Source organism: Kribbella sp. CWNU-51, assembly GCF_054073265.1.
The window spans coordinates 137916-156865 of the sequence record NZ_JBSXMZ010000040.1; the positions used below are offsets into that span (position 1 = coordinate 137916).

Consider the following 18950-nt stretch of genomic DNA (forward strand, 5'->3'; position numbering starts at 1 on the left):
TTTCAGGGTTGTCGTCTGAGCCGGTCGATCAGCAGTGCTGTCGCCGGGACGACAACGAGTGCGCTGCCTACCCCACCGACGGTGTCGGTGGGGTAGTGCGCGGTCAGGTCGATCTGCGCCCACGCCATCAGCGCTCCACCGAGTACGCCGAGTCCGAGGACGAGCGCCGTACCGAGGATCGGGCCGGCGCGGAGCAGGTCGGCCAGTAACAGTCCCAGCACCAGGCCGATGGCCGCGAGCGCGGCGGTGTGTCCGCTGGGGTAGGACAGGAAACCGTCATGGATCCGGCGATCGACGACGTACTTGAGCCCGGTCGTCAGTACGGCGGTCAGGACCGAGGCAACCACCGCGGTCACGGCCAGGGCGCGGCGCCCGGCGAGCAGACACACCGCCGCGGTGGCGAGCACCAGGAGAGCCCGGCCGGTCGGCTCACCGAGCCAGTCGAGCGCGAGAGCGCTGTCCCGCGCGGCGGACGGAGTGTGGTCGACGACCGATTGGAGCCATCGATCCAGCCGCCCCGGTCGGGTGTCGCCGGCGTACGCCACCGCGGGCACAGTGAGTAGGAGCAGTCCGAGCACCATCAGCGGCAGCACTGACCGCCGGAGCGCCGGCACCACGGCCGGTCGGACCCCTGCGCGCGCACGATCAGCGCCGGCTTGGCTCAATCCCCCCACCCCACGCAAATTCTATCCAAGGGTTCTCGAGTCGGCGTCGTAGCAGGCCCTCACGCGTAGTACTCTGCCATGTCGCACCGCCGACGGGCGGGTGAACTCCTGGGGATGTGTGGCAAGTAGGTTTGCCGTCACCTTTGGTGACGATCTCCGTTTGACAGTTCTGACAGGGAGACTGCAGACTGCGCCGGGCACGCACCGTGTTCGGGCGTTGGCAGCGTGAGACGAGGGGCCGGGGTGAGCGGAGCAGAGGCGCCGGATGCGGTCGATGGCCGCCGGCCGCTCTGGGTGGTGCCGCACGAGGTGCCGGCGATCGTCCCACTGCCGTCGCGGTCGACCGAGCCGCGCTGGGTCGGCGTGTATCGCTGGGCCGCCGTGGGCGGTGACCTGCTCGCCGCGATGCTCGGTGTCTCCATCGCCCTGCTGACTCGCTTCGGCTACCACGTCGGCAGCAGTTACCTGATCGTGAGCAGCGTGCTGCCGCTGGCCTGGGTCGGCGCGGTCGCCCTGTCGAAGGGCTACGACCCGCGGTACTTCGGCGCCGGTCCGGACGAGTTCCGGTCGCTGCTGCGCTCGGGTGTCGGTCTCACGGCCGCTGTCGCGATGGCGTCGTACGTGACCAAGACCGAGATCGCCCGCGGCTTCGTCGTCCTGGCGATTCCGGTGATGGTCGGTTCCGCGTTGGTGCTGCGGTACGCGTTGCGGAAGGACCTGCATCGGCATCGGGTCAGAGGCCGTTGCATGCACAGGGTTCTCGTGGTCGGGCGTAGCGGTCCGGCCGCGACGCTGTGTGAGCACCTGGAGAGCCGCCCGACCGACGGGTTCCGGGTGGTGGCGACGTGCCGGCCGCGCGGCGACGCGCACGCGAACGGGCCGCTGCAGCCGGAGGAGCTGGCCGAGCCGGACATTCTGGCCGCCGCCGATCGGCATGCGGTCGAGGTGGTCGCGGTCGCGACCGATCCGGAGTTGGCAGGGCAGTCGCTGCGCCGATTGTCCTGGGCGCTGGAGCAGCGCGGCATCGAGCTGATCGTCTCGCCAGGCATCATCGAGGTGGCCGGCCCGCGGATCTCTGTCCGCCCAGTCGCCGGCCTGTCCCTGCTGCACCTGGAGCGCCCGTCGGTGAGCGGCGGACCGCACCTGATGAAGGCCGTCTTCGACCGGATCGTCGCCCTCGGATTCATCGTCTTGCTGGCGCCGGTGCTGATCGGTCTGGCGCTGGCCGTCCGTCTGTCCAGCCCTGGTCCGGTGCTGTTCCGGCAGCAGCGAGTCGGCCGGGCGGGCGTCGAGTTCACCATGCTGAAGTTCCGCAGCATGTACGCCGATGCCGAGCAGCGACTCGGGGATCTGTACGCACTGAGCGATGGCAACGGCGTAATCTTCAAGATGCGCGACGACCCGCGGATGACTCCACTCGGCCGGTGGATCCGGCGGTTCTCGCTCGACGAGATCCCGCAGCTGTTCAACGTGCTGCGCGGCGACATGTCGTTGGTCGGCCCGCGCCCGCCGCTGTCGGAGGAAGTCGCCCTGTACGCCGCCGACGACTCGCGGCGGATGCTGGTCAAGCCCGGGATCACCGGCCTGTGGCAGGTCAGCGGCCGCAGCGACCTGTCCTGGGACGAGTCGGTCCGGCTCGACCTGCGGTACGTCGACAACTGGTCGATGACGCTGGACCTGCTGATCCTCTGGAAGACCGTGCGTGCGGTGATCTACGGCGCGGGAGCGTACTGATGGACCCTCATGCACCGGTGTACGTCGCGGGTCACCGCGGCCTGGTCGGCTCGGCGATCTGGCGTCGCCTGGAGGCGGCCGGCTTCACCCACCTGATCGGCGCGTCGTCGTCGGAGCTGGACCTGCGGGATCGGTCGGCCACGTTCGCGTTCCTGGCCGAGCACCGGCCGGCCGTGGTGATCGACGCGGCGGCGCGGGTCGGCGGCATCCTGGCGAACCGGGACCACCCGACCGAGTTCCTCAGCGACAACCTCCGCATCCAGGTCAACCTGATGGACGCGGCGCTCGAGGTCCGCACACCGCGGCTGCTGTTCCTCGGGTCGTCCTGCATCTACCCGAAGTACGCCGAGCAGCCGATCCGCGAGTCGAGTCTGCTGACCGGTGAGCTCGAGCCGACCAACGATGCCTACGCGATCGCGAAGATCGCCGGGGTCATGCAGGTCCAGGCAGTGCGACGCCAGTACGGCCTGCCCTGGATCTCGGCCATGCCGACGAACCTGTACGGGCCGAACGACAACTTCGATCCGACCAGCTCGCACGTTCTGCCCGCGCTGATCCGCCGCTTCGACGAGGCTCGTCGTACCAATGCCCCTGAGGTCGTGTTGTGGGGGAGCGGTACGCCGCGGCGCGAGTTCCTGCACGTGGATGACCTGGCCGATGCGTGCCTGCATCTGCTCGAGCACTACGACGCACCGGAGCCGATCAATGTCGGGGTCGGTGCGGACGTGACGATCCGCGAGCTGGCCGAGCTGGTCGCCCGCGTGGTCGGGTACACCGGTGCCATCAGCAACGATCTGTCCAAGCCGGACGGCACGCCGCGCAAGCTGCTCGACGTGAGCCGGCTGCTCGCGCTGGGGTGGAAGCCGTCCATCGACCTCTACGACGGTGTAGCCGCCACGTACGCCTGGTATCAGGAGCGGGCCGTATGAAGAAGGCGTTCGTCACCGGGATCACCGGGCAGGACGGGTCGTACCTGGCCGAGCTGCTGCTCGCCAAGGGCTACGAGGTGCACGGCCTGATCCGGCGCGCTTCGACGTTCAACACGCGGCGGATCGACCACCTGTACGAGGATCCGCACGCGAAGGACAAGCGGCTGTTCCTGCACTACGGCGATCTGACGGACGGGTCGCGGCTGGTGACATTGCTGGCGTCGATCCAGCCGTCCGAGGTGTACCACCTGGCCGCGCAGAGCCATGTGCGGGTCTCGTTCGACGAGCCGGAGTACACCGGTGACACGACCGGGATGGGGACGACGCGGCTGCTCGAGGCGATCCGGATGATCGGGCTGGACTGCCGGTTCTACCAGGCGTCGTCGTCGGAGATGTTCGGCGCGACGCCCCCGCCGCAGAACGAGGAGACCCCGTTCCACCCGCGCTCGCCGTACGGCGCCGCGAAGCTGTACGGCTACTGGATGACCCGGAACTACCGCGAGGCGTACGACATGTTCGCGGTCAACGGGATCCTGTTCAACCACGAGAGCCCGCGTCGCGGTGAGACGTTCGTGACCCGCAAGATCACCCGTGCGGTCGCCGCGATCAAGCTCGGCCGGCAGGACCGGCTGTACCTGGGCAACCTGGACGCCAGCCGCGACTGGGGCTACGCACCGGAGTACGTCGAGGCCATGTGGCGGATGCTGCAGCACGACAACCCGGCCGACTACGTGATCGCGACGGGTACGTCGTACTCGGTCCGCGACTTCGTCGCACTGTCGTTCGCCCACGCCGGGCTGGACTGGGAGGAGTACGTCGACTACGACGTGCGCTACGAACGCCCGACCGAAGTGGACTCGCTGATCGGGGACGCGTCCAAAGCCACTACCGAGCTCGGCTGGAAAGCCCAGGTTCACGTGCCCGAGCTGGTCCGGATCATGGTCGACGCCGACCTGGCCGCGCTGACCCCGGAGGACTGACAGATGACCGATATGCACACGGAGCTGGCCGCCGCGGATCGTGTCGATGTCCTGGGCATCCATGTCAGCGTGACCAATCTGGACCACACGGTCGCGACGTTCGCGCGCTGGATCGACGGCGACGAGCGGCAGTTGGTGTGCGTGACCGATATGAACGCATTGCTGCACGCCCGTGCCGACGAGCGGCTGACCGAGGTGTACAACACGGCCGGCCTGACGGTGCCGGACGGCATGCCGTTGGTGTGGGCCGGTAAGAAGGCCGGCTTCGAGCGGATGGACCGGGTCGCCGGACCCGATCTGCTCGAGCGGGTGATGGCGGAGGCGGCCGACCGCGGCTGGACGCAGTACTTCTACGGCGGCGCGGAGGGCGTGGCCGAGGAACTGGGCGACACCTTCCAGGAGCGCCACCCCGCGTTGAAGGTCGTCGGTGCCGAATGCCCGCCGTACCGGCCGCTCACCGAGACCGAGGACGCCGAGGTCGTCTCGCGGATGAACGCGGCCCGCCCGGACATCGTGTGGGTCGGACTCGGCGCACCCAAGCAGGAGCGCTGGATGGCCGACCACCGGGATCGGCTGAACGCGTCGATCCTGATCGGCGTCGGCGCCGCCTTCGACTTCCACACCGGCCGCCTCGACCGCGCGCCACTATGGATGCAGCGATCCGGCCTGGAGTGGAGCTACCGCCTGTACAAGGAGCCCAAGCGCCTCTGGCGCCGGTATCTCCTCGGCATCCCGCGTTTCGGCCTGGGCCTTCTTCGCCATCCTCCGCGCCCACTCTAGAGTGAGGCGGTGAAGTTCCGGCGGCCGAAGCTACGTCGGCTGGCCGGACCGGCCGGTCGCGCGAGTTGGGGTTTGGCCGACCAGGCGCTGTCCAGCCTGAGCAATCTCGCGGTCGGAGTAGTGGTCGCGCGGTCCAGCACGGTCGCCGACTTCGGTGTCTACGCGCTGGCCTTCGGCGGTTACACGATCGCTCTCAATGTGTCTCGCGCGGTGTCGACCGAGCCGCTGGCTGTCCGCCACTCCGGTGCGCGGACGCCCGACTGGGAACGGGCGGTGCGAGCCAGTACGGCGACTGCGCTGCTGGCCGGATTCCTGGCGATGCTCGTCGGCCTGGCGATCGCGGCGTTCCCCGGCGTTCCGTCGAAGGGAGTGCTGATCGCCTTCGCGGTGACGATGCCGGGGCTGTTGCTGCAGGACGCGTGGCGGTGGGCGTTCTTCGTGGTGGGTGAGGGGCAGAAGGCCCTGGTCAACGACCTGATCTGGCTGCTCGCGATGCTGGCGATCTTCGGCGGGCTCTATCTCACCGATACGGCGTCGGCGCCTTCGCTGACCTTCGCATGGGGATTGGGCGCGATGATCGCGGCGATAGCCGGGCGGTTCCAGGCCGGCGTCTCACCGCGGCGCCAGCTGATCCGCGAGTGGGTACGGCGGAACTGGGATCTCAGCCCGAAGTACGTGGGGGAGATGCTCGCGGTGTCCGGCACGATCCAGGTCTACATGCTCGGCATCACCGCGGCCGCGGGGCTGGCGGCCACTGCCGGCATCCGCGGTGCCCAGGTGCTGCTCGGCCCGGTGAACGTCCTCAACCAGGGCATCCGGATGATCTCCGTCCCCGAAGCCGCCCGTGCCCTCCGCCACTCCTACCGCCGCCTGTGGCTGGTCGGCCTCGCGATCTCCTTCGGCGTCGGTGCGGGCGCATTGGCCTGGGGCGCCATCTTCCTGCTGCTGCCACCATTCGTGGGTCGTCAGCTCCTCGGCCCGGGCGTCTGGACCCAGGCCCACGAGGTCCTGATCCCGGTCATTCTCTTGCAGGCCCTGGGCGCCTCCAACGCCGGCGCCTTCGCCATCCTGCGCGCCCTCACCGCCGCCACGCGCGGCCTCCGGGTCCGCCTGATCTCCTCGGTCATCCTGATCATCTGCGGCGTCGGGGGCGCCTTCCTCTGGGGCGCGAAGGGCGCCGCCTGGGGCCTCGCCACGGCCTCCTTCACCACCCTCCTCCTCTGGTGGATCCAGGCCCACCGAGCCATCACAGCCCACCGCCGCGCCAATTGATTCCTTACGTCCGAAGAAGTGAGGTCTACAGGCCACACTTCTTCGGACGTAAAGGGCTCAGCGGATGGTGATGGTGGAGTAGCCGCCCCGGGCGGTGTTGTGGCCGTCGTAGACCTCGATGCGGTACATCTGTGAGGTGCCGGATAGGGCTGTCGTGTCGGTGAGGGTGATGTTCGGCCGGCTCCAGAAGGTGGAGTTGGCCGTGGTGGTGGCGACGACCGTGTTGCTCGCACCGCGCAGCAAGCGATAGGTGAGGGTGATGTCGTCGTTGTCCAACGAGGTCTGGACAGTGGCCTTCACCTGGCCGGCCGTAGTACTGGACAGCGTCGGCAGCACCGGGCCGAGGGGCGCGGCGCCGGGGCCGAGGTTGGTGAAGCGGGTCAGACCCTGCTGGCCCACGCCGTTGACCTTGGTGAAGTCGCCGCCGACCCAGAGATCGCTTCCACCGGTCGCCGAGACGAGCGGGCCGACCTCGGTCGGCGGCCCGGCGTTCGTGTTCGGGAACCACGGCCCGAGGGACCCGTTGACCGGGTTCTGCAGCAGCAGGAAGTGCCCGCCGGTGCCGTCACTGAACGCCCCCGGGCAACTGTGCGCATGCGAGCCCTTGAACAGCCAGCCGTTCACCACGGTGAGCGCCTCGGTCGCGCCGAGGCAGGTGCTCTTCCAGACCAAGTTGCCGGTGGCCACATCCGCCGCCCAGGTCCCGTCGAAGCACCCGCCGCCGTCGCCGGCGTTGGAGAAGTACACCCGGTTCCCGGACGTCTCGATGTCCTTGACCCGGGACGTGCATCCACTGGTCGGCAGGGGTACGGCGGAGGCCGCGGCGAACGGCAACAGCCCACCGGTCGAGTTGTTCACGCTCGCAACGGCCCACCGGCTCGTCCCGCCGACCTTCGCGAAGGTCCCGCCCAGGTAGACCTTCGAGTTGTCGTCGGCCGCGTCGATCGCGTACACGTCGTTGTCCGCGTTCGGGTTCCACGGCAGCAGGCTGCCGTTGACGGTGCTGATCGCGGCCGCCCGGTTCCTCGCCACGCCGTTGACGAGCCCGAACGAGCCGCCGAAGTACAGGCTGGGCCCGCCGATCGCGAGCGCCTTCACCCGGTACGACACGCTCGGCTTGATGTTCGCGACCAGTGCGCCGGTCGCGGTGTCGAAGGCTGCGATCCGGTTCCGGACCTGGCCGTCGACGCGGGTGAAGTCGCCGCCGACGTACACCCGGGACCCGTCCGCGGACGCGACGATCGCCCAGACGATCCCGTTCAGCACGTGATCGAAGCCGGTGTCGAGGGCACCGGTGCTCTGGTTGAACGCGGCCAGGTAGGTCCGGCTGGTCTGGTTGGTCCCGGCCGCCGCTCCCGGCGGACGGACCTTCAGGAACCGGCCGCCGACGTACGCCTTGCCCTTGGCAACGGCCAGGCCGAGCACGCTGGCATCGGTCTGCCATGCCGATCCGGCGACGGCGGTCAGGCCGGCCCCGGTGCTGACCGCGGGTTGTGCCGGCGCCAAGCCGAGCACGAGGCCGGCGGCGCCGAGCGCAGCAAACAATCTTCTCCCCATGTTCCCCCCATCCCCTTACCCCCTAGACGTCCGGGAGCCCCCGCTCGGTTGCCTACGACGAAGGGGTCTGCCCGAAAAGGCAGACCCCTTCGTTCGGGACAGTTCCTACGGAATCTTCACGGTCACCGACGGGCTCTTCATGATGTTGCGCCCGTCGTGGACCTCGATGTGGTACGTGTACGTCGACCCGCGCTTCAGCCCCCGGTCGGTCACGGTGTAGGACTTCCGCAGCTGCCAGTAGTACGTGCTGTACTTGCTCGAACCGACGTTGGTCGATCCGCGGAACACGTTGTAGGTCAGCGAGATGTTGTCCACGTCGTACACGTCGGAGTACTTCACGTACACCCGGCCGGACGACGTCGCTGTGACCATCGGCGCCTTCGGTACGGCGGGAGCCGCGCCACCCGGCGCGTTCGTGAACCGGGTCAGGCCCTGCTGGACCTGTCCGTTGACGTGCAGGAAGTCGCCACCGACCCACAGGTCGGTCGCAGTACCGGCCATCGCCAGCGGACCGACCTGGGTGGTGCTGCTCTGGTTCGCATCGGTGTTCGGGTACCAGGGGCCCAGGTTGCCGTTGATGGCGCTCTCGACCAGCAGGTAGTGCGTCCCGGTGCCGTTGCCGAAACCGTTCGGCGACGACGAGCAGTCATGCGCGTGGGAGCCCTTGTAGAGCCAGCTGCCGATCGCCTTGATCGCCTCGGTCGCGCCCAGGCACTTGTTCTGCCACAGCAGCTTGCCGGTCGACACCTGCGCGGCCAGGACGCCGTCGTAGCAGCCCCCGCCGTCACCGCCGTTCGAGACATAGACGTTGTCGCCGAGGGTGTCGATGTCCTTCACCCGCGTCGTGCAGGTGGCCGTCGGCTTCGGGATCGCCGCCGCGGCCGGGAAAGCGAAGGCCGCACCGGTGGTGTTGTTCAGCATCGCCAGCGAGTAGTGGTCCGCGCCGTTGATCGTGCTGAACGGACCACCGACGAAGACGCGGGTGCCGTTGTCGGACACGTCGATCGCGTACACGTCGCTGTTGGCGTTCGGGTTCCACGGCAGCAGGTCGCCCTGGATCAGCCGGACCGCGCCGAGCCGGTTGCGGACCGCGCCGTCGATCTTGGTGAACGCGCCGCCGATGAACACGCTGTTGCCGTAGATCGCCAGCGCCTTGACGCGGGCCGCGACGACCGGGTCCCAGGCCGACACCATCTTGCCGGTGACGACCGAGAACATCGCGATCTTGCTCCGCTTGATGCCGTTGACAGTGGTGAAGTCACCGCCGATCACCACCCAGTTGCCGTCCGGGCTGGTGGCGATGCTGTAGACCGGGCCGTTCAGGACCGGCGCGAACGAGGTCGGTGCGCCGGTGGTGCGGTTGAACGCGGCGACGTAGGTGCGGGCGGCCTCCCCCTGGCCGGCCGGCTTACCTGGTTGCCGGATCCGGGTGAACAGACCACCGGCGAACACGGTGTTCCCGGAGATCGCGATCGCGTTCACGCTGTTGTTGGTCTGCCACGAGGTCTGCTTGATCGCCGAGACAGCGGAGCCGAAGCCCGGAGTCGCCGCCTCCACCGGAGGTCCGGAGGGGATCAGCGCCGCGGCCAGTACAGCCGCGCCGGTGACAAGGGCCAGCACTAACTTCTTCATTTATGTCCTTCGGACAGGCGGGGGTCGAACAGTACGTGCCTCATCACGCACCAGAGGCGGACATTAGCGTTGGAGGAGGTCCACCGGAAGCGGACCCCCTCCTCGCGTTATGACTTTGTGGCAGAACTCCCGGTCAGACCCGGTCAGCGGGCCGAGTAGTGAGACTGCACTTGCGCCGGAGTGAGCGCGTAGGGATAGACCGCGGCCTCGTCGATTCCCATTCCGGTCTGCGTCGCTCCGCCACCCGGCCAGGTGCTGGTGTTGTCGTACCCGACGCGCCACCAGCCGTAGTACACCGACGCCGGGCCGACCAGGGCACTGCCGGCCAGCGCGCCGTCGACGTACAGCTTCATCGTGCCGTTGTCGTAACTGCCGACGACGTGATGCCACAGTCCGTCGTTCTTGCCCGAGATGCTGGTCAGGGTGCGCTGGGTGCCGTCGTTCACGCCGAAGACGACCGAGCCGTTGGTGCGCATGTAGAGCATCCGGTCGCCGCCACCGCCGCTGTTCCCGGTCTTGGAGTTGCCGAAGCCGATGATGCGGCCGCCGCGGTTGACGCCGCTCTGCTTGACCCACGCCTCGACCGTGAACTGCTGAGGCATGCTGTACGCCTTCTCGCCGACCATCCGGCCCGAGGTCGAGCTGAGCGTCATGGCCGTGTTGCCGGCGACCGCGCCTGCGGTGCCCAGCGTGACGCCGGTGAAGGTGCCGTTGTTGCTCTGACCCGAGGCGTCGACGGAGGCCGTCGTACCGGCCGCTTCACCGAGGCGCCAGTACGCCTGCGGGCCGTCCGCGTTGAGGATCTGGTCGTACGCCGTCGACGCCGTGGTGGCGACCGTGATCGGGTCGGAGTAGTTGCCGCGGACCGTCGTACTGCCGTCGGTCACCTCGACCCGGTAGTTCGTCACTTCACCCGGAACCGCGGTGGAATCGGTGAAGTGCAGCCAGGGCCGGTCCCAGGGCTTCGAGGCGGCGGTCCAGGCCGCGATCGTGGTGTTGCTGAAGCCCTTGAGCAGCCGGTAGGTCAGCGTGCTGTCGTCGTTGTCGAGCACGGTCGGGAAGTTGATCTGCACCACGCCCGGCTGGACGCTGTAGGGAAGCAGCTTGGCCGGCTTGGCCGGAGCCGCACCCGGGGCCGCGTTCGTGAAGTGGGTCAGGCCCTGCTGGGCCACGTCGTTCACGTGCAGGAAGTCGCCGCCGACCCACAGGTCGTTCCCACCGGTCGCGAAGGCCAGCGGGCCGACGTTGGTGACGCTGTTCGGGTCGGCGTCGGTGTTCGGGAACCATGGACCGAGAGACCCGTCGGTCAGCTTCTCGCTCAGCAGGAAGCGGTAGTCGAAGCCCTGCGGGAAGCCGCCCGCACCCTGGTTGGCGCAGTCGTGGGCGTGCGAGCCTTTGTAGAGCCAGCCGTTGACGACCTTCACCGCCTCGGTGGCGCCCAGGCACTGGTTCTTCCACTTCAGCGCGTTCGTCGCGATGTCGACCGCCCAGGTGCCGTCGAAGCAGCCGCCGCCGTCACCGCCGTTGCCGAAGTACACGGTGTCGCCGCTCGCGTCGATCGACTTCACCCGCGTGGTGCAGGAGCCGTTCGGCGGCGGGACCGCGGACGCGCCCGGGAACGGCAGTACGCCGCCGGTTGCCGGGTCGAGGCTGGTCACGGTGTTCTGGTTGGTGCCGTTGACGGTACTGAACTGGCCACCGGCGTACACCTTGGAGGCGTCGTCGGCGACATCCACCGCGTATACGTCGCCGTTCACCGCGGGTGCCCAGGGCAACAGGGTGCCGACATCCGTGGTGACGGCCGCGAGCCGGAGCCGGTCCACGCCGTTCACCAGGCCGAACGAGCCGCCGAAGTAGACCGTCGTACCGGAGACGGCGATCGACTTGACCCGGAAGGACACCGAGGGCTTCCAGTTCGCGACCAGGGCGCCGGTGGCGGTGTCGAAGGCGGCGATCCGGTTCCGCGTCTGGCCGTTCACGGTGGTGAAGTCACCGCCCACGAAGATCCGCGAGCCGTCCGCGGTGGCGGCCACCGCGTAGACCTGACCGTTCAGGACCGGGTTGAACGAGCTGACCAGCGCCCCCGTGGAGGCGTCGAAGGCGGCCAGGTACGCCTGGCCGACCTCGCCGGTCCCGGCCGCCGCGCCCGGCGGGCGGACGCTGGTGAACCGGCCGCCGGCGTACGCCTTACCGGCCGCGACCGCGATGCCCTGCACGCTGCCGTTGGTCTGCCAGCTCGGACCGGCAGTCGCCGCGAGCGAGGCCTCGGTGCTCTGCGCCGGCGGCGCGAGCACGAAGACCAGTGACCCGGCGATCAGAGCGCCCACGACCCCCAGACGCGCGAACGTCCATCTCTTCTTCATCCTGCGATGTCCCCCCTCGGACACACGGGCGCCACTCACGGCGCCGTACATAGTTCTCACCTGCCCCCGAGAACTCTGAGGAAGAGAGTAGGGCACAGGACGAGATGCTGTGTCCACAGCGCGCCCATGTGCCTATATCCTGGGGCGCTGGCGCGAGGGAGTGAGGTATCGGATGGAACCGGGCACAGTGGTCTGGCGGGAGACCGCCCAGTCACTGCTACGGCAGAAGTGGCTGATCATGGGCTGCATCCTGCTCGGACTGGTCGGCGCCTCCGTGTTTGCGCTCTCTCAGACTCCGCGCTGGACGGCCTCGAGCCAGCTGGTGATCGGCCCGGCGGTCCCGCCGGCCCTGGTCGGGAAGCTGTCCACGAGCGCGGACAAGACCGGCCCGCTGGGCATGGACCTGCCGGCCGAGACGCAGGCCCGGGTGATGGCCAGCCCGACGTTGCTGCGGGCCGTGGTGCAGTCGCTGGGCATGCCGGACGACGACCAGACTCTTCAGGACCTGGCTTCGGTGACCCGGGTGAAGGCTGTTACCGACAACGCCTACCTGGTCACCACCGACGGCCCGACCGCGGCGAAGGCGGTCGAGCGGGCCAACGCGATCTCGACCATCTACCTCAAGCAGCGCAACGACGAGGCCAAGGCACTGCTGACGAACCTCGCCGCGCAGGCGCAGGACCGAGCGACGGCCGCGAACAAGCAGTCGCGCAGCCTCGTCAGCCAGATCACCGAGGCGGTCCAGCGAGGCGACAACCAGACCGCCGCGGCGTACCGGGACCAGCGGGTCGGGCTGGCCACCGAGGCCCGCCAGGCCGCGGACGACTCGGCCGCGATGCTCAAGGCGCTGACGGCCGTCGGCGCGGGCAGCCAGTTGGCCACGCCGGCCACGACCGACACCGCGAGCTCGTCGCCGATTGTGGCCCGCGACATCCTGGTCGGCGGCATCCTCGGGTTGGTGCTGGGCTTCGGGCTCGCACTGCTCCGGTCGCACCTGACGCCGTACATCCTGACCCGTGACCAGGCGGCGCGCGCCGCGAGCTCGCCGGTCATTGCGGCTTCCGAGGGGCACCGCCGCCGGTTCTGGCACCGGGCCGCTCCCGAACTACCGCAGTACGAGATCACCGCTCTGGGCGCCGAGGCGAGCGGGGCGCTGGCTCGCCGGGAGCTGAACCCGCGGGCCTTCGCCGGTGGCGGCCCGGGTGCGCTGCTGGTGGTCTCGGCCTCGCCCACGCCGAACTCGGCCGGTATCGCGCTGGCGATGGCCGAGGCGAACGCTCGCGACGGTCGCGAGACCTTGCTGGTCCTGGCGGACATCGAGGGTACGCCGGTGCTGCCGCATCTGACCGGGCACGAGGGGCTGACCGACCTGGTGATGGAGCCGGCGGCGACGCGGGCGATCCGGGCGCGGAAGCTGTTCCGGCCCGGGACGGTCGCGGACCTGTATGTGCTGCCGCCCGGGTTGAACCACGAGGAGACCGCGGAGGCCGTTGGCCCGTCGCTGGTGCCGGGCATCGTGGCGGATCTGCCGCCCGGGTACTCCGTGGTCATCCACGGGCCGGCGTCGGTCGGGCGGCACGGGATCACGCCGCTGGCGGCCGCCGTCGACGCGTCGGTGCTCGTGGTGCAGGTCGGCCTCGACAAGGAGATGGATGTCGCGCGGCTCACCGGTGCTCTGCAGTTCGCGGGTGCTCCGGTGCTGGGCGTCGTATTGATCGGGGCCTCGTCGCATGACGAGACGCTGGGGATCCCGCTGAACTACAAGCCACTCGACTCGGCTGTCGCGCCGATGCGCTGACGATGCGATCCACGACGACGTACCGCGGTGGCACCGGGCTGGCGCCACCGGTGCCGGGGACGGTCGCGGGGGAGATCGAGAAGCCGGCCTGGTTCTGGCTGATGCTGTGGTGCCTGTTCGTCCTCGGCGTCCAGCCGTGGTCGTCGCGGGTCGCCGCGCCGCAGGGTACGACGGGCTCGACGAACAGCGTGATGAAGGGGTTGTTGCTGGGGGCCATCTTCCTGATCGCCCTGGCCGCGACCAAGCCGGGCTTCCGGACCCGGGTCAATCCGGCCGGCAGCATGTACGTGATGTACGTGCTGTTCGCCTGCGCCACCGCCTTCCTGCTGGCGGAGCCGCTCGGGCCGTTGACGCGGCTGGCGCGGTTCCTGATCGGGCTGGTGCTGGTGTTCCTGCTCTGGCGGCCGCTGGTGCAGGTCCCGGAGCGGCTGATCCGGGCGCATCTGTGGGCGCACCTGTTGCTGGCGGCAACGGTCGTGCTGAGTCTGGCGTACGCGCCGTCGCAGGCCTGGCGGCCGTTGAGGTCGCTCGGCGCCGGGTACCGCCTGCAGGGCGTGATCATCCCGATGCTGCCGCCGCGGGTGGGTGAGGTCGGCGCGATCCTGCTCGGGCTGGCGCTGATCGGGTTGCTCTGCCGGAAGCTCTCGTTGCTCCCGGCGGGGGCGTTGATCGGGCTGGGCGGCGTACTGATCGCGGCGAGCCGGACCCGGACCTCGGCGGCCGCGGTCGCCCTCGGGCTGGTGATCGCGCTGATCATCACCCGGAAGACGTGGGCCGGGCGGATCATGAGTCTGGCCGTGCCTGGGCTGCTCGGGATCGCGTTCCTGACCATCGGGTCGTTGCATACCTGGTTGTTGCGTGGGCAGGGGACGCAGCAGATCAGTTCGCTGAGCGGGCGGACCACGAGCTGGCAGGCGGTCCTGGACGAGAAGGTGTCGATCCAGACCGCGATCATCGGCCACGGGCTCGGCAACAAACGGGTGCTGCTGCGCCGCGGCGAGGGCGACATCGACGTGATGGCGATCGACAACAGCTGGCTCGGCCTCTACTGGGAGACCGGCCTGCTCGCCGTCATCATCGTCGGGCTGGCCCTGGTCCTGGCCTGGATCTCGGTTCTCCGCGCGCCGACGCCGTACATCCGCGCCTGCGGAGCCCTCCTGCTCGGCTACGTCACGGCCGCCTCCCTCAACGAAAGCGGCCTCTCCGACCTCAGCTCCATGACGCTGCACCTACTGGTAGCCGCCGCCGTCTGCGACGCCGACCGAATACGCCACCGATCCAGAGCTCTAACTACTCACTGAGTCCTGGTCGAAGCCTGATTGCTGCCATTGGTCCCAGGTCATGGTTTTGCCGCGGTAGGCGAAGCGGTCCGGCGTGCCCGCGATCTGGTAGCTGCTGCGGCGGAAGGTGAGGGCGCCGGGTTTGGTGGGGGAGCCTTTGTTCTCGACGACGCCGGTGGTGGCGGTGGCGCTCAGGACGACCAGGTTGCCTTCGATGAGGACATTGGACAGGACGTAGGTGCCGCGCGGGCCGTCGCCCCGGGTGCGGGACTGCAGCGAGATGCCGTTGCGGTTGGCCTTGATCAGGTTGCCGCGGACCTGCACGTCCGACGAGGTGTTGACGTTGATGCCGCCGCCGTCCCACAGGGTTCCGCCGGAGCCGCGGCCGGTGCCGAAGCCGTTGTTCTCGACCACGTTCTGGTCGATCACCGCCTGGTAGCTGATCTCGTACCGGATCCCGTCGGCCGCGTTGTCCCGGATCCGGTTCCCGGTGATCCGCCGGTCGTACTCGGCGATGTCGCTCCACATCCCGATCCCGCGGTTCGCCACGATGTCGTTGCCCGACACCTCGCCCGACGACCGGGTCGACTTGATCCCGCCGGACTCCCAGTCCGCGATCCAGAACCCGTCGGTGTTGTTCCGGGTGACCAGGTTCGCGGTGATGCGTACGCCGGCCGACTTGTACTGCCCGATCCCGAGCTGCCCGTTGTCCGCGACCGTGTTCCGGCTCACCTCGGCGCCGTCGCCCTCGATCACCATGATCCCGACCGCGTGGTTCCAGCGGACCTCGTTCGCGTTCACCTTCCACCCGCGACCGACCTGCAACGCACCACCCTGCGGCCGGCTCGCGAAGTGCTCGATGGTCAGCCCGGTCACCGTGACGTCGTCTGCCGACTTCTCGATCGCGGTCTGCGTGCGGGACAGCTCGACCTCGCGGCCACCCGGGTCGTCCCCGACGTACACGGCGTTCGCCTCGTAGTCCCCGAAGAACGTGCCCGGCGTCAGCTGGTTCAGGCTCATCACACGGGTCAGATGCTTGCCGTCGACGAACACTTGCTCACCGAGCTGACACGGCTTGGCCTTGTTGTCCTCACACTGCCCCTTGAGCGGGTACGCCGCCGGCAGCACCCCACGCACCACCCACGCATCACCGGCCCGCTTCCACCCGCTCAGCCGCACGGATCCCGTGAGTACGACGCCCGCACCGCCACCCAACGTGTCACCGGTACGCGGCCGGATCGCCTTGCTGATCCGATGCACGCCTTTGGCGAAGCAGAACACGCTGCCCTCGGGGGAGGGGTCGATCACCGTCTGCGGATCCGTGCCGACGGGGATCGCGATTCCCCGGCAGGGCTTCGCCGTACCAGGACCTGTCGGTCCTAGCGCCGCGGCGGCCGCGGCAGGCGGGCTCGTCGGCACGGTCACCGTGGACGTAGCCGACGGAGCCGACTCCGGCGGCTTGCCGGTACTCCCGGAGTCAGAGCAGCCCGCGAGCAGCAACATCAGCACGGCACCACCCACCGCGACACCACGACGCCTCATCCACGTCCCTTCACCCGCCCCCGGCGAACAGATCTGCGAGAGACTACCCGCCACAAGGTCAAGCCTTCACCCGCGCCCCACGCACTGGCACGTCCATTCGCCGATCACCGTGGGCTGGGACAAGCACCGGGCGCCCTAGACAGGGCGGTATCTGCTTGGTGGTGGTACAGATCGCCCCGCGGACCCGAACCGCCCGCTGTCGCGTTCAAGTCGGTTTGATGCGCTGCCGCGCCCGCACCGTCCTCGGCCGACTGGGCGTGCCAGCCCAACAGGAGGTGTCGGTCCCGGGGTATTGGTCGGGCGAGGCATTCACGCCTTGCCCCAGCCGGCCATGTCGGGGCCAGGGCGGACACCTCCTGCCGAGCTGGCACACCCCAGCCACATCCCCCCGCGAGCCACCGCCCGCCGACCAGCCCCGCACCTGCGGGCAGGTGCGGTGACTGGGCGGGTTCGTCGTGCCGGCGGTGGGACCGGTGGCGATCCCCGGGACCTGAGACACGATCTGGGTGCCCCGGACAGGCTGTGCGGACAGGCTGTGCGGTGTCCGAGGTCCCCCGTACCTGTCCGAGCTCGCGGCAATCGCGCCGATCACACACCGGGCGCAAGCATTTCGGGACTCCGGCGTCTGGGTGTCTGGATGCTGCCGGCCGGATGCCGGGAACCGGGGGCCGTGACTCGACCGCGGGCCTTCTCAGCTCACCCGATCCAGGTCCGCCCACCGACCTCGACACGGCAGGCCGGCCACCACCCACACATCGAGCAGAAGATCCGTTACTGCTTGTCCGCGGCACCCAGGAGGTGTCCCAGCCCCGCAAGCACACTCGCAGGTGCCGCGGTGTGCGCGTCAGCCGAGGTAGGTGTCGTGGGCGAGGTTGTAGGCGAGGTCCTGCGCGACCTGCAGTGCGTCGTCCTCGTCGAGGCGGTGCTGCACGACCAGGTTGGCCAGGTAGCCGGCGTCGATCCGCCGGGCCAGGTCGTGCCGGGCCGGGATCGAGAGGAAGGCACGGGTGTCGTCGACGAAGCCGGAGGTGTTGTAGAAGCCGGCGGTCTCGGTGACCAGTTCGCGGAAGCGACGCATCCCGTCGGGGCTGTCGAGGAACCACCACGGTGCGCCGAGCCGCACCGCCGGATACACGCCGGCCAGCGGCGCGAGCTCCCGCGAGTACACCGTCTCGTCCACCGTGAACAGCACGATCCGGAAGCCGGCAGCGTGCCCGAACCGCTCGAGCAACGGCCGCAGCGACCGGGTGAACTCCGCCGCCACTGGGATGTCGTGCCCCTGGTCCGGCCCGTACGTCGCATGGATCGCCGGATCGTGATCCCGCAGGACGCCCGGATGCAACTGCATCACCAGGCCGTCCTCGGCCGACATCACCGCCGACTGGTACAGCATGTGCCCAGCGAACGCCGCCGCGTCATCGGCCGACACGCCGCTCTTCAACGCACTCGCATAGATCCGCGCCGCCTCCCCATCGGACAGTGGTACGGCGGCCGCACTCAGATGCCCGTGGTCCGTCGCCCGCGCACCCGCCGCGACAAAGGCCTGCCGCCGCTGCCGGATCGCCTGCAGGTAACCGTCGTACGTCGAGGTGTCGACCTCGGCCAGCGCGCCCAGCTGTTCCGCCAGGCCGGGCCAGCCGGGCCGATCCAGATGGACGACGGCATCCGGCCGGAAGGTCGGGATCACCCGGCCGGGCAGGTCCGCCGCCAGCTTCGCGTGCTGGGCGAGGTCGTCCGTCGCGGCGTCCGTGGTGGAGATCAGCTCGATCCCGAACCGGTCGAGCAGCGCCCGGGGCCGGAACTCCGGCTCGGCGAGCCGCGCGGAGATCTGGTCGTACAGCTCGTCCGCGGTCTCGGCCGACGGATGCGTGGTCACGCCGAGGACCTCGGCGAACTCGTGCTCCAGCCAGTACCGGCTCGGGGTCCCGAGGAACAGGTTCCAGTTCGCGCAGAACTCCCGCCAGATCTCGCGCGGACCGGCGGTCGTCCGGCCGTCGCGGCGCGGAAGTCCGAGGCGGTCGGGGGAGATGCCTTGGGAGATCAGCATCCGGGTGACGTAGTGGTCCGGCACGACCAGCAGTCCGGCCGGGTCGCCGAACGGCGCGTCGGTCGCGAACAGGCTGATGTCGACGTGCCCGTGCAGGCACAGCAGCGGCAAGTCCTTCGTCGACGCGTGGATCCGGCGGGCGACGGCACGGGCCTCGCCGGCGGGCAGGGCGCGGTCCGGATGAGGCTGCAGGGCCTTCGGCATGGGTCCTCCGGTTCACAGGGGCTGCAACGAACTCTGCAAAGGATTGCAGTGCTCTCATGTCCGCACAAGTACTTGTCCACAAGGCGAATGAATAGCCGAAACGTCGGCCCGCGGCGAGCGCTTGACACAGCACTGCAACCGATTGCAGACTCAGGCCCGAGGAGGTG

At 69.2% G+C, this 18950-nt stretch carries 13 protein-coding genes; 7 read left to right on the top strand and 6 right to left on the bottom strand.

The features are described from left to right. Window positions 1-2: 2 nt before the first annotated feature. Window positions 3-581 (bottom strand): phosphatase PAP2 family protein, encoded by a 579-nt coding sequence (locus tag ACXC9Q_RS33135; protein ID WP_457060596.1) that lies wholly within the window; start codon window positions 579-581, stop codon window positions 3-5. Between the two features lie 327 nt (window positions 582-908). On the opposite strand from ACXC9Q_RS33135, the gene ACXC9Q_RS33140 reads away from it, so the two are divergent. Genes ACXC9Q_RS33140 through ACXC9Q_RS33160 form a run of 5 tightly spaced genes read left to right on the top strand, consistent with a single transcriptional unit; the run spans window position 909 to window position 6360 of the window. Then, window positions 909-2399 carry a sugar transferase gene (locus tag ACXC9Q_RS33140; protein WP_457060597.1) on the top strand — a complete coding sequence of 497 codons (1491 nt, stop codon included), beginning with the start codon at window positions 909-911 and terminating at the stop codon, window positions 2397-2399. After that, window positions 2399-3328, top strand: coding sequence for a GDP-L-fucose synthase family protein (locus ACXC9Q_RS33145; RefSeq protein WP_457060598.1), 930 nt, complete (start codon window positions 2399-2401; stop codon window positions 3326-3328). The genes ACXC9Q_RS33140 and ACXC9Q_RS33145 overlap by 1 nt, the downstream gene beginning before the upstream one ends. Then, window positions 3325-4308 carry a GDP-mannose 4,6-dehydratase gene (gmd, locus tag ACXC9Q_RS33150; RefSeq protein ID WP_457060599.1) on the top strand — a complete coding sequence of 328 codons (984 nt, stop codon included), beginning with the start codon at window positions 3325-3327 and terminating at the stop codon, window positions 4306-4308. Before ACXC9Q_RS33145 ends, gmd begins: the two co-directional genes overlap by 4 nt. Before the next feature lie 3 nt (window positions 4309-4311). Beyond that, window positions 4312-5088: a WecB/TagA/CpsF family glycosyltransferase gene (locus ACXC9Q_RS33155; RefSeq protein WP_457060600.1), complete on the top strand. Its 777-nt coding sequence runs from the start codon at window positions 4312-4314 to the stop codon at window positions 5086-5088. 9 nt (window positions 5089-5097) lie between these two features. After that, complete coding sequence (locus ACXC9Q_RS33160) at window positions 5098-6360, top strand: hypothetical protein (protein WP_457060601.1); 1263 nt, start codon at window positions 5098-5100, stop codon at window positions 6358-6360. A 57-nt stretch (window positions 6361-6417) separates the two neighbouring features. On the opposite strand, the gene ACXC9Q_RS33165 is transcribed toward ACXC9Q_RS33160, so the two are convergent. The 3 genes from ACXC9Q_RS33165 to ACXC9Q_RS33175 all read right to left on the bottom strand — a co-directional run bounded on the left by ACXC9Q_RS33165 (window position 6418) and on the right by ACXC9Q_RS33175 (window position 11912). Further along, window positions 6418-7917 (bottom strand): fibronectin type III domain-containing protein, encoded by a 1500-nt coding sequence (locus ACXC9Q_RS33165; protein WP_457060602.1) that lies wholly within the window; start codon window positions 7915-7917, stop codon window positions 6418-6420. Between the two features lie 105 nt (window positions 7918-8022). Beyond that, the gene (locus tag ACXC9Q_RS33170; RefSeq protein ID WP_457060603.1) at window positions 8023-9549 is read right to left on the bottom strand and encodes a fibronectin type III domain-containing protein; all 1527 of its coding nucleotides are present in this window, start codon (window positions 9547-9549) and stop codon (window positions 8023-8025) included. A 143-nt stretch (window positions 9550-9692) separates the two neighbouring features. Then, window positions 9693-11912: a LamG-like jellyroll fold domain-containing protein gene (locus tag ACXC9Q_RS33175; RefSeq protein WP_457060604.1), complete on the bottom strand. Its 2220-nt coding sequence runs from the start codon at window positions 11910-11912 to the stop codon at window positions 9693-9695. A 172-nt stretch (window positions 11913-12084) separates the two neighbouring features. Here ACXC9Q_RS33175 and ACXC9Q_RS33180 point away from each other — a divergent pair, with 172 nt between their 5' ends. Both ACXC9Q_RS33180 and ACXC9Q_RS33185 read left to right on the top strand, forming a co-directional pair. Continuing rightward, on the top strand, window positions 12085-13710 hold the full coding sequence (locus ACXC9Q_RS33180) for a Wzz/FepE/Etk N-terminal domain-containing protein (RefSeq protein WP_457060605.1): 1626 nt from the start codon (window positions 12085-12087) through the stop codon (window positions 13708-13710). A 2-nt stretch (window positions 13711-13712) separates the two neighbouring features. Further along, entirely contained in the window at window positions 13713-15011 is a 1299-nt protein-coding gene (locus ACXC9Q_RS33185) for an O-antigen ligase family protein (protein WP_457060606.1), read from the top strand. On the opposite strand, the gene ACXC9Q_RS33190 is transcribed toward ACXC9Q_RS33185, so the two are convergent. Together ACXC9Q_RS33190 and uxaC are read right to left on the bottom strand one after the other, a co-directional pair. Beyond that, on the bottom strand, window positions 14997-16532 hold the full coding sequence (locus ACXC9Q_RS33190) for a right-handed parallel beta-helix repeat-containing protein (RefSeq protein WP_457060607.1): 1536 nt from the start codon (window positions 16530-16532) through the stop codon (window positions 14997-14999). The two genes, ACXC9Q_RS33185 and ACXC9Q_RS33190, sit on opposite strands and share 15 nt — an antisense overlap. Window positions 16533-17376: 844 nt before the next feature. Next, window positions 17377-18783 (bottom strand): glucuronate isomerase, encoded by a 1407-nt coding sequence (gene uxaC, locus ACXC9Q_RS33195; protein ID WP_457060608.1) that lies wholly within the window; start codon window positions 18781-18783, stop codon window positions 17377-17379. Window positions 18784-18950: the final 167 nt, after the last annotated feature.

What these genes read in the sequence shown, in the direction of transcription:
- ACXC9Q_RS33135 (WP_457060596.1), bottom strand. Translation starts at nt 581, where the DNA reads ATGGTGCTCGGACTGCTCCTACTCACTGTGCCCGCGGTGGCGTACGCC.
- ACXC9Q_RS33145 (WP_457060598.1), top strand. Translation starts at nt 2,399, where the DNA reads ATGGACCCTCATGCACCGGTGTACGTCGCGGGTCACCGCGGCCTGGTC.
- gmd (WP_457060599.1), top strand. Translation starts at nt 3,325, where the DNA reads ATGAAGAAGGCGTTCGTCACCGGGATCACCGGGCAGGACGGGTCGTAC.
- ACXC9Q_RS33155 (WP_457060600.1), top strand. Translation starts at nt 4,312, where the DNA reads ATGACCGATATGCACACGGAGCTGGCCGCCGCGGATCGTGTCGATGTC.
- ACXC9Q_RS33165 (WP_457060602.1), bottom strand. Translation starts at nt 7,917, where the DNA reads ATGGGGAGAAGATTGTTTGCTGCGCTCGGCGCCGCCGGCCTCGTGCTC.
- ACXC9Q_RS33170 (WP_457060603.1), bottom strand. Translation starts at nt 9,549, where the DNA reads ATGAAGAAGTTAGTGCTGGCCCTTGTCACCGGCGCGGCTGTACTGGCC.
- ACXC9Q_RS33175 (WP_457060604.1), bottom strand. Translation starts at nt 11,912, where the DNA reads ATGAAGAAGAGATGGACGTTCGCGCGTCTGGGGGTCGTGGGCGCTCTG.
- ACXC9Q_RS33180 (WP_457060605.1), top strand. Translation starts at nt 12,085, where the DNA reads ATGGAACCGGGCACAGTGGTCTGGCGGGAGACCGCCCAGTCACTGCTA.
- ACXC9Q_RS33185 (WP_457060606.1), top strand. Translation starts at nt 13,713, where the DNA reads ATGCGATCCACGACGACGTACCGCGGTGGCACCGGGCTGGCGCCACCG.
- ACXC9Q_RS33190 (WP_457060607.1), bottom strand. Translation starts at nt 16,532, where the DNA reads ATGAGGCGTCGTGGTGTCGCGGTGGGTGGTGCCGTGCTGATGTTGCTG.
- uxaC (WP_457060608.1), bottom strand. Translation starts at nt 18,783, where the DNA reads ATGCCGAAGGCCCTGCAGCCTCATCCGGACCGCGCCCTGCCCGCCGGC.